Consider the following 9,794-nt stretch of genomic DNA (forward strand, 5'->3'; position numbering starts at 1 on the left):
GCGCGGCGGGCGGCGCCACGGTGCTTGTCGCGGATCCCCCTGCGACAAAAGCGAACAGCGTAGAGGGCCGCGCGGGTCTCGCGCAGGTGAACTTGGGAAGAAAAAGGACCCCTTGTTACACATTTGACTGTTCACAAGTGGTGACAAGAGCCGCTGCGAGTGAGAGTGTGGCGACGTGGGCCTGGGCAGGGGCATAGCCCTCATCTTCTTCCACCTGACGGTCATGATGGCGCTGCCGTTCGTGATGGCCAGAGTCGAGCAAAGTCTTCTGGGGTCTTCGGAGGGGTCGACCGCAGAGACCGACTCCGCCGCGCCGACTGTCGCTCCCGCACCGGAGCAGCGCGCCGCCTGACCGCCCGGTTCGCACTTCTCGAAACTTTTCCCTCTCACTGCATCCGTGGACGGCTCTCGTCCGGAAGCAAGGGCATCTCGTTGACACCCCACGTCGGCGAACCCCACCGAGAGGACGTCTCATGTCCCTACGTCACTGGCTGGTCGGCGCGGTCAGCGCCGCGACCGCCGTCGGACTCGCGGCCCCCGCCGCTTCCGCGGCTCCCGCAGCGCCCAGCCTCGGCACGCGAAGTCTCGCGTCGGTCCTCGCCGCTGACGGCGACACCTTCGACCGCAACTGGTACGACTACGACATCCTCGCCCAGGCGGTCGGCGCCGTCCTCGCGGCGAAGCCGACCAGCAAGGTCGCCGTCCTGGCCGACGGCACCGTCCCGCTGACGGCGTTCCTGCCGAACGACCGCGCCTTCCAGGTGCTGGCGTTCGACCTCACCAAGCGCTGGCCGGGCTCGGAGCAGCAGACGTTCACGACGCTGGCGCAGACGGTCGGCATCGACGCCATCGAGTCCGTCCTGCTCTACCACGTCGTGCCCGGCGCCACGATCGACAAGCAGGCCGCCGCGAACGCCGACGGCGCCCAGCTCACCACCGCGCTCGGCCCGACCATCGGGGTGCGCGTCCTCAGCCGGCAGCTGCCGCTGATCGTGCTGCGCGACAAGGACCCGAACGACGTCAACCCGATCGTCAACCCGTTCGCCCTCGACATCAACAAGGGCAACCGGCAGATCGCGCACGGGATCGTCTTCGTCCTGCGCCCTGCCGACCTCTGATCCGCAACACCCGCACGACACCCCACCAGGAAGTTCGAGAAGGAGCAGTCATGAACACCACTCGTACCCTCGCCGCCGGTGCTGCGTTCGCGGCGACCGCAGGCCTCGGCCTGGCGATCACGCCGAGCCCGGCACACGCCGCGGACACCGCGACCGTGTCGGTGCTGCACGGCGTCCCCGGCGTCACGGTCGACGTCTGGGCCAACGGCAAGCCGTTGCTGACCAACTTCAAGCCCGGCACGCTCACCGACCCGCAGCAGCTGCCGGCCGGCACGTACGACCTCAAGGTCACGGCCGCCGGCGCCGGTGCGGGCGGCAAGGCCCTCATCGAGGCGAACGGGGTGAAGGTCCCGGCCGGCGCGAACGCGACGGTCGTGGCTCACCTCAGCGCGGACGGCAAGCCCGAGCTGACGCCGTTCGTCAACGACACCTCGAAGGTGGCGGCCGGCCAGGCGCGGCTGACCGTTCGGCACACGGCCGCCGCACCCGCGGTCGATGTCCGCGCCAACGGCAAGGCGGCCTTCCAGAACCTGGTCAACCCCAAGGAGGCCAAGGCCGACCTGCCCGCCGGGATGATCTCGGCGGACGTCACCCTCGCCGGCACGGACACGGTCGCGATCGGCCCGGCCGACCTGGACCTGAAGGAGGGCACGAACACGATCGTCTACGCGTGGGGCAGCGCTTCGGACAAGAACCTGAAGCTCGCGACGCAGACGATCAGCGGCCTGCACTCGGCTCCCGGCGGGGTGCCGTCGGGTACCGGTGGCCAGGTCGCGTCCGACGCCCAGCGCCAGCGGGTCGCCACGGTCCTGACGGTCGCGGTGGTCGCCGGAGCGCTCGTCTACGTGCCGATGCGGCGCCGCCGCAACGAGGGCTGAGATGGCGCTCGCCCGCTCGCGACGGCTCGCGGCGACGACGGCCCTCGCGGTCGCCGTCACCGCGGGCGGCGCTGCGGCGTGGGCGACGCGTGAACCGACGGCCCAGAGCAGCCGGGCGCTGGCGGTGCCGACGAGCACCTCCGGCGCCCGGTCCGCCGACCCGACGCCGACGCCGACGTCGGTGCCGACTGCCGATCCGGCCGGCCGACGACCCGTCCCAACCCGGGTCGTCGTCGACCGGATCGGTGCCGACCTGCCGCTGGTCGCGCTCGGCGTCGACCGCGCGGGACGGATGGCCCTGCCCTCGTCCTCGCACGTGGGCGCGTGGTACCGGTTCGGACCGGCGCCCGGCGACACGGCCGGAGCCGTGGTCGTGTCCTCGCACGTGGACAGCAGCGAGGACGGGGTCGGTCCGCTGTCGCGGATCGGGCGGCTGCACCGCGGTGACCGGATCACGGTGCGCACGAGCGACGGGCGGTCGTACGGTTACCGCGTCGAGCGTGTCGTGCACATCGACAAGACGTCGCTCGACACCGGTCTCTTGTTCTCCCGGTCCGGTCCACCGCGGCTGCACCTGGTGACATGCGGTGGCGAGTTCGACCGCAGCACCGGTCACTACGAGCAGAATGTGGTTGCGGTCGCGGCCGCGGACCGACCATGAGCGGCGAGAGGAGGCGTGGGTGGGAGATCACGACCCTGCGCGCGCGTCCGTGTCCCGGCGGTTGCGGGACGGCTCTTCCGACGCTCTCGCCCAGGCGTACGAGCGGTGGGGGCTGCTGGTCCACACCATCGCGGTTCGTGCGCTGCGCTCCCCCGACGCCGCGGCCGAGGTCACCCGGCAGGTGTTCGTCCGGCTGTGGGAGCAGCGCGCCTCCCTCACCGACGAGCCGTACGCCGTCCCGGCCCGGCTGGTCGCACTCACCCGCGAGGGCCTCGAGGAGCGTACGGGTCAGGACCTGCTCGGCAGCCACGCCGACGGGGCCGCTCCGGACCGGCTGCTGCTCGCGTACGAGGTTGCTCGGCTGGACGAGCCCGCGGCCACCGCGGTCCGGCTCGCCCTCGTCGAGGGGATGCCGGATGATCTGATCGCACGCCGGCTCGACCTCCCGGTCGACGTGGTTCGTCGCCACGTGCGTCGTAGCGTGCTGAGCCTTCGGGGCGCATGGAAGGAGGTGTGCGATGACTCATCCCACCGATGACGAGCTGGTCGACGTGGCGCTCGGCTTCGGGCCGACGGACCCGCAGGTCGCCGCGCACCTGCGGACCTGCGCCCGCTGCCAGGAGTCGGTCGAGGAGCTGCGCCAGGTCCGGAGCCGGATCAGCGAGGAGGGCCTCGGCACGGTGTGGCTGGACCCGCCGCGCGACCTGTGGCCGGACATCGAGCAGGCGATCGACGCCGCTCCTGCCGCTTCCGCTTCTGCCGACGACTCCGAGCCGGCCCCGGCCGGCGGTCCTGGCGCCACCGCCGCAGATGAGCCTGCGGCGACGAGAGCGCCGTCCGCCCGTCCGACGTTCTCGCGCCGATGGGCTGCGATCGGACTGGCCGCGGTCGTGCTGGTCGGCGCGGTCGTCGGCTGGGGGGCGTGGTCGCGGTCCCAGGACAACGGTGGCACGGTGCTCGCCTCGGCGACCCTCGGCCAGCTGCAGGCCGACGCACAAGGAGGCACCGCACAGCTGGTGCGCTCCGGCGGTGCGGTGTCCCTGCGGGTCGACGCGAACGAGCCGCAGCCGGGCCAGGGCTACCTCGAGGTGTGGCTGATCAACACCGACGGCACCCGGATGATCTCGCTCGGGGTGCTGCGCGGACGTGGCTCGGTGGAGTTCCCCGTGACGCAGGCCGTGATCGACGCCGGTTACACGACGGTCGACGTGTCGCACGAGCAGTTCGACGACAAGCCGGCACACTCCGGTGACAGTCTGGTCCGAGGGCGCTTGCAGTAGAAGGGATCTGGGCGGTCGTGCCCGGCTGTCGGTGCCGACCGGGAGCGGAATCACGGATCACCCAGTACGGTGGACAGGTCGACCCGAGCCCGGCTCGTCCGATTCGGAGCGACAGCGCATTGCGACGAGGTTGGCTCGGCTACGGGAAAGCCTGTGATGTGCACGCCCCCGTCTCTCGGGGCGGGAGAGCGGGGGCACCCTCGCGGAAGGGCCGTGCTGCTGGCGTCACGCCGGCGGCGCGGCCCTCGTCATTCCAGCTGGCGGACCCGGGGGCTCGTGCTGCCGAACCGGTAGAGCACGGCGGATGCGACGGCTTGCGCGGCGACCGACAACATCTCCGGCACCAGGATCGCGTCCTCGACCTGCTCGGCCCTCGACCCGCCCGCGTACACCAGCTCGACGCCGCTGTCGCGCAGGCTGCGCGCTGCCCTGGTGGCGACTCGGATCTCGTCGTCGTTCGTCGCGGCGACGACGGCGGCCAGCGGCGACCAGAGCTCGACGATGCGGCGCCAGCTGTCGTGCGGGACGTCCGCCCCGACGTACAGCACCTGTGCCCCGGCGCGCTGGAGCAGCAGCGCGAAGGCGAGGGCGGGCAGCTCGTGGCGTGCGTCCTCGGGCAGACCGACGACGACCTTCGGGCCGATCGCCGGGGTCGCGTCGAACAGGGCGGCGAGCTTGCGCATCACGGCCGAGCTGATGAAGTGCTCGGCAGCGACGTCCAGATCGCCGCGCTCCCACGCGGCGCCGACGTCGGTCATGCTCGGCATCAGCCAGCTGTCGACGACGGTCTCGACGTCGGCGAAGGCGAACGCCTCGTCGAGCAGCCGCCGCAGGCCGGGGCCGTCGAACACGCCGCCGACGCGGGAGATCGCCGTCGTGTCGTCCAGGCCGCGCAACCGGATACGCCCGCCGACGGGTTCGACGGTCACCGTCGGCCGCGGCGCCGGGACCGGCGTGGGCGCGGCCTGACCGTGGGCCGCGCGGCTGAGAGCGGCGGCGCGGCGCGCGGGTACGCCGGACTCGACCAGGACGCGCATGCGTCGCACGGTCTCGACGTCCTCGGCTCCGTACTCGCGGTACGCGGAGCCGGAACGGATGGGCATCACGAGGCCGTAGCGATCTTCCCAGGCGCGCAACGTCCCCGACTTCACGCCCGTCATGGCGGCGACCTCGCCGATCGAGTAGCCGTCCCCCACCCCACCCTCCACAAAGTCTCGACAAGAAGCGGTTCTCGAGATCGTAGCCAGAACAGCGCGCCGACGCATCCGGAGTGGCGCGTTCGCGGTACGGACGGGTCACCTCCCGGTGCCGAACCTCTTGTTGTGCACAGCATGGGGACGGCGTTCGTGCAGGTCAGAGCGTTGTCCACGACGGTTGTCCCCACTGTCCACAGGTTCGTCCACAGCGGCGTCCACGGTTGGGGGCGGTTCTGCACACGTTCTCCACACGATGTCCACAGGGGCGTTCCACCCTGCCTTGCCCGAGGCCGGTGGGGCCTCGTAGCGTCTGCTGATCACCACCCGTCGGGGCTTGTCGGTGGTTGCTGCTGTGATTCGAGTGTCGGTTGGGACGGGGAGGTCAACGGTGTCGATCGCCGAGCTCGAAGGGTCGTACGGGCCGCCTCCGGAAGGGGCCGAGGACCGGCTCCCGCCCCAGGACGTGCACGCCGAGCAGTCCGTCCTCGGCGGCATGCTGCTCTCGAAGGACGCCATCGCCGACTGTGTCGAGGCCGTCAAGGGCACGGACTTCTACCGGCCCGCCCATGAGCTCATCTGGGACGCGGTCATCGACCTGTACGGCCGGGGCGAGCCGGCCGACGCCATCACCGTCGCCGACGAGCTGACCAAGCGCGGCGACCTGTCGCGGGCGGGCGGGCAGGCGTACCTGCACCAGCTGATCCAGGGCGTCCCGACCGCCGCCAACGCCGGGTACTACGCGCAGATCGTCGCCGAGCGGGCGGTGCTGCGCCGGCTGGTCGACGCGGGCACCCGCATCGTGCAGATGGGGTACGCGCAGGGCGGCGGCGACGTCGAGGACATCGTGAACGCCGCGCAGGCCGAGGTGTACGCCGTCGCGGACAAGCGCGGCGCCGAGGACTACGTGCGGCTCGGTGAGGTCATCGAGGCGACGGCCGACGAGATCGAGGCCGCGTCGTCCACGACCGGCGAGATGGTCGGCGTGCCAACGGGTTTCACCGATCTGGACACGCTGACGAACGGCCTCCACCCCGGCCAGATGATCGTGGTCGCAGCGAGGCCCGCCGTCGGCAAGGCGCTCGCGCTGGACACCCCACTGCCGACACCGAAGGGCTGGACGACGATGGGTTCGGTCGCGGTCGGCGACGAGCTGATCGGTGCTGACGGTCGCCCGACCCGCGTCGTGGCGGCGACCGAGGTGATGGACGGTCGGCCCTGCTACGAGGTCGAGTTCTCCGACGGCACGGTGATCGTGGCCGACGAGCAGCACCAGTGGTTTGTATCGCTAGACGGTGCAGATCCGGTCGTGCGGACGACGACTGCCGTGGCCGCGTGCGCCGGCACGGTGACGATCGACCGTACGCCGGTGGCCGGGTCGCCGCTCGCGGCTGAGTCGTGGAAGGTGATCGGTGTCCGCCCGGTGTCGTCGGTGCCGGTGCGGTGCGTCGAGGTGGACAACGAGGCACACCTGTACCTGGCGTCGCGGGCGATGATCCCGACGCACAACTCGACGCTCGGGCTGGACATCGCGCGGGCGGCGTCGATCAAGCACAACCAGGCTTCGGTGATCTTCAGCCTAGAGATGAGCAAGACCGAGATCACCATGCGCCTGCTGTCGGCGGAGGCCGGCATCCAGCTGCAGCACATGCGCAAGGGCACGATGCGCGACGAGGACTGGACCAAGCTCGCCGCCACCATGGGCAAGGTGTCAGACTCGCCGCTCTACATCGACGACTCACCGAACATGTCGCTCATGGAGATCCGCGCCAAGTGCCGGCGGCTGAAGCAGACGCACAACCTGAAGCTCGTGATCATCGACTACCTGCAGCTGATGACATCCGGCAAGAAGGTCGAGTCGCGTCAGCAGGAGGTCTCGGAGTTCTCGCGTGCGCTGAAGCTGCTGGCCAAGGAGATCGAGGTCCCGGTCATCGCGATCTCGCAGCTGAACCGTGGTCCGGAGCAGCGGACCGACAAGCGCCCCCAGATGTCCGACCTTCGCGAATCCGGTTGTCTCACAGCGGAAACGCGACTTCTGCGTGCGGACACCGGCGCAGAGGTCTCGATCGGTGAGCTGGCCGATTCCGGTGAGAGGGATGTGCCGGTGTGGGCCCTGGACGACTCGCTGCGGTACGTCGTCCGCCCGCTCACGCACGCGTTCTCGACGGGCACGCGACCGGTGTTCCGGCTGACCCTCGCGTCGGGCAAGACCGTCCGAGCGACCGAGAACCACCGCTTCCTGACGTACGACGGCTGGCGCGACCTGGGTGACATCCGGACCGGCGAGCGTGTGGCCGTGCCCCGCCACGTCCCGGCCCCCGAGCGCCACGAGCCGTTCGAGGACGACGGACAGCTGCGGGCGATGGCCACGCTGTGGTCCTCCCGGACGGAGTACCGCGAGGGCGATGGTCTGCTCCGCTCGCAGGGGTCCCTTCTTGGTGTTGAAATCGTCCCGCACTCGGAGCGACGGCTGATCCCGAGCATGTTCCACATGTCGAAGCGGCAGATCGCACTGTTCGTGGACACGATGTGGCGACTCGACGGGCGAGTCGAGCTCGATGCGGACGGCGAGGGTGTCGTCGCGCTCCGGGCGGCGTCTCGACGGCTGCTGCACGATGTCGGGACGATGCTGCTGCGCTATGGCATCTCGACGCGGATCGTCATGGCTGGCAACGGTTTCGAGCTGCTGATCGAGGGAGTTGACGACCAGCGACGTTTCCTGCAGGAGATCCACACCCTGGCGCCCCGGTCAGTCGACGAGCAGGCCCTGCTGGACCGGGTGCGCGCGCGGACGGCCGCTCGGGAGGCGGCCACCGTCGATGCAGGCGTGTGGGACGGCCTGCAAGGAGCGGCGGCCGAGGACAACTCGCTCGGTCAGGTAGCAACGCTGCTGGCCGACGCCGACCTCGACCTGGACGCGGTCAACGACGTCCTCTGGGACGCCGTCCTGTCGGTCGAGCCCGACGGGGTCGAGGAGGTCTTCGATGCGACGGTGCTGAACTGCCACAACTTCATCGCCAACGGCGTCGCCGCTCACAACAGCATCGAGCAGGACGCCGACATGGTGATCCTGCTGCACCGCGAAGACTCGTTCAACAAGGAGTCCGAGCGCGCGGGTGAGGCCGACCTGATCGTGGCCAAGCACCGTAACGGCCCGACCGACACGATCGTGCTCGCGTTCCAGGGCCACTACAGCCGCTTCACCAACATGGCCCAAAGCTTCTAGCCCGATGTCGAGATGCAGCGAAGATTTCCTAAACGCACCTCGTATGCATCATAAACGCATCGTTATGCTGGCTGTCTGGTGCATGACGAAATGTTATGGACAGACGGTGACTACTTGGCCCCCCGTCGGGACCGCGGCAGCGATGGCTCCTGGGTGAGATGGGAGTTGTCCAGCGAGGAAGACTCCGTTGACGAACGCGGCGACGGCTAAGCCAGACAGACGACGCCGAGCCTGTTCGCCTCGGGTTGGAAGCACGTTGGCATGCGGTACGAGGACTGTCGCGAGCAGGTCACTAGAAACGGGACCGCACGAGCCACATCGTCGCGATCAACGACGCAATCGGCGACGGTCGGGGCACCCGTCTCGCGCGGCCGGGAGGCCGCTCAGTGACGACTCGAAAGTGGGGCGACACGCGGCTCAGTACACCTTGGGTTCTTAGGGCCGAACGGCGACCGTCAGTATCACGCTGACCGCGGCGCAGCATTCCTGCGCGTTCTCGATGTCCGCGATGACCTCAGCCTCCTGCGGTGTCAGGGCCCCCACCTGAGCAGCGCGCTCAGACACACGCCGCAGACCTAAAACGGTCGCAGCCTCCCGCGGGTCTGTGATGACTGCGGTATGCGCGACGACCGTCTCGACCACCATCCCGGACGACCGACACAACCGAGCCATCTGACGGCCAACGGCAAAATTGCGAATGACGGTGCCGGTGACGAAGTCGCGGTAGCGCTGGCTGATCGAGGGCTCGACATCCAGGATCAGGGTGTCCCAGTCTGGCTCGCACAACACGGCTCGACCGCCGGGAGCGAGAAGACGAGCGATCTCGGCGACCACCTGGGAGGGGTCATCCACGTGTTGGAGTACCCGGTCGGTCTTGACCCGATCGACCGAGGAGTCAGGGAGGTCTCCAACGTGCGCGATGTCGCCGTGCAGCAGCCGCGCCCAAGGATGGGCTTGGCTGGCCGAGTCCAGCGCCTCGAGGTCCAGATCGACACCGATCACCTCGCCGGAAGTGCCCACTCCGGCGCGAAGTGCGGCGAGGTCGACGCCAGGACCGCACCCCAGGTCGACGACGCGTTGACCCTCGGTCAACCGCAGCAGGCCGAGGCACGCGTCTTTGTAACTGGACCCGTGTTGGGTGTTGGCCACCGCTCGCAGCTACGACTGCGATGAACGGTTACGGATGACGCTCACGACGAAACCTTATGACGGCTCGATCGCCGTCCGCGGGTGACGGCTCAGTAGCCGGCTCGAAAGTGCGGCGACACGCGGCTCAGCGACGTGTGGGCTGGTGTTCGGGCCGTGGCACCTCATCGCCGCCAGATCTGACCTTCCGACGTACATGAAGCGCCCGGCTGACGAGGATGTGAGTGAGCTGGCTTGGCCTAGTCCGACCCTGAACCGCCCCGGTGTTTCCGGACACTTCGGGTTGTGTCTC

8 protein-coding genes are annotated in these 9,794 nt (G+C 69.6%); 6 read left to right on the forward strand and 2 right to left on the reverse strand.

Translation table 11 applies throughout. The annotated features are described in order from the left end of the window. Positions 1-473 precede the first annotated feature (473 nt). From P4R38_RS18035 to P4R38_RS18055, 5 genes are read left to right on the forward strand one after another with little or no spacing between them, the layout of a single operon-like run. The gene (locus P4R38_RS18035; RefSeq protein WP_277193380.1) at positions 474-1,118 is read left to right on the forward strand and encodes a fasciclin domain-containing protein; all 645 of its coding nucleotides are present in this window, start codon (positions 474-476) and stop codon (positions 1,116-1,118) included. 50 nt (positions 1,119-1,168) lie between these two features. Further along, positions 1,169-1,996, forward strand: coding sequence for a DUF4397 domain-containing protein (locus P4R38_RS18040; protein WP_277193381.1), 828 nt, complete (start codon positions 1,169-1,171; stop codon positions 1,994-1,996). Between the two features lies 1 nt (position 1,997). Continuing rightward, a complete protein-coding gene (locus P4R38_RS18045; protein ID WP_275237217.1) occupies positions 1,998-2,657 on the forward strand; it encodes a class F sortase in 660 nt (219 codons plus the stop codon). A gap of 19 nt (positions 2,658-2,676) precedes the next feature. Continuing rightward, positions 2,677-3,195 (forward strand): hypothetical protein, encoded by a 519-nt coding sequence (locus P4R38_RS18050; RefSeq protein ID WP_277193382.1) that lies wholly within the window; start codon positions 2,677-2,679, stop codon positions 3,193-3,195. Further along, positions 3,176-3,937, forward strand: a complete 762-nt coding sequence (locus P4R38_RS18055) for an anti-sigma factor (RefSeq protein ID WP_277193383.1) — start codon at positions 3,176-3,178, stop codon at positions 3,935-3,937. Before P4R38_RS18050 ends, P4R38_RS18055 begins: the two co-directional genes overlap by 20 nt. A gap of 248 nt (positions 3,938-4,185) precedes the next feature. On the opposite strand, the gene P4R38_RS18060 is transcribed toward P4R38_RS18055, so the two are convergent. After that, on the reverse strand, positions 4,186-5,133 hold the full coding sequence (locus P4R38_RS18060) for a MerR family transcriptional regulator (RefSeq protein WP_275237220.1): 948 nt from the start codon (positions 5,131-5,133) through the stop codon (positions 4,186-4,188). Between the two features lie 388 nt (positions 5,134-5,521). Here P4R38_RS18060 and dnaB point away from each other — a divergent pair, with 388 nt between their 5' ends. Then, positions 5,522-8,356, forward strand: a complete 2,835-nt coding sequence (gene dnaB / locus P4R38_RS18065; RefSeq protein WP_277193384.1) for a replicative DNA helicase — start codon at positions 5,522-5,524, stop codon at positions 8,354-8,356. Positions 8,357-8,791: 435 nt separating this feature from the next. Here dnaB and P4R38_RS18070 read toward each other — a convergent pair whose 3' ends face one another. Further along, positions 8,792-9,505, reverse strand: coding sequence for a methyltransferase domain-containing protein (locus P4R38_RS18070; RefSeq protein ID WP_277193385.1), 714 nt, complete (start codon positions 9,503-9,505; stop codon positions 8,792-8,794). Between the last annotated feature and the right edge of the window lie 289 nt (positions 9,506-9,794).

This window comes from Luteipulveratus flavus, assembly GCF_029439465.1.
GTDB classification, from domain to species: domain Bacteria; phylum Actinomycetota; class Actinomycetes; order Actinomycetales; family Dermatophilaceae; genus Luteipulveratus; species Luteipulveratus flavus.

Bases quoted from the DNA above. Each gene is read 5' to 3' on its own strand.
- P4R38_RS18055 (WP_277193383.1), top strand. From the start codon at position 3,176: ATGACTCATCCCACCGATGACGAGCTGGTCGACGTGGCGCTCGGCTTC.
- P4R38_RS18035 (WP_277193380.1), top strand. From the start codon at position 474: ATGTCCCTACGTCACTGGCTGGTCGGCGCGGTCAGCGCCGCGACCGCC.
- P4R38_RS18045 (WP_275237217.1), top strand. From the start codon at position 1,998: ATGGCGCTCGCCCGCTCGCGACGGCTCGCGGCGACGACGGCCCTCGCG.
- P4R38_RS18040 (WP_277193381.1), top strand. From the start codon at position 1,169: ATGAACACCACTCGTACCCTCGCCGCCGGTGCTGCGTTCGCGGCGACC.